Here is a 284-nt window from a genome sequence, read left to right on the forward strand (position 1 = left end):
CCATTGAAACAGGCAGACCGTGCCAGCATCGAGACGATCCCGTCCCGGCTGATATAGTCCGCATCGGTCTCGTTCCGATTATACGCGAATGAGTGCCCCATGCCCCGTGTCGTTTCCCACAGGAAGGGCAGCATACGGTCGAACATGCCATATTCCGGCGTGCGCGCATCCCACACCATCGGCATAGGCGGCAACAGGCCCGTCAGTCCCTCCGGCTTGTCAAACGCCCCCTCCGGCAGCTGCCCGTCCGGCGCAATCCACCGGTCATTGGTCAGGCCGTCCGG

General features: G+C 63.0%; 1 pseudogene. It reads right to left on the reverse strand.

Annotated features, from left to right (window positions below):
• Window positions 1-284: pseudogene (locus HY29_RS19320) on the reverse strand (alpha-L-fucosidase); the annotation flags it as partial.

Origin of the sequence: Hyphomonas beringensis, assembly GCF_000682755.1 — a bacterium.
Taxonomy (GTDB): Bacteria; Pseudomonadota; Alphaproteobacteria; order Caulobacterales; family Hyphomonadaceae; genus Hyphomonas; species Hyphomonas beringensis.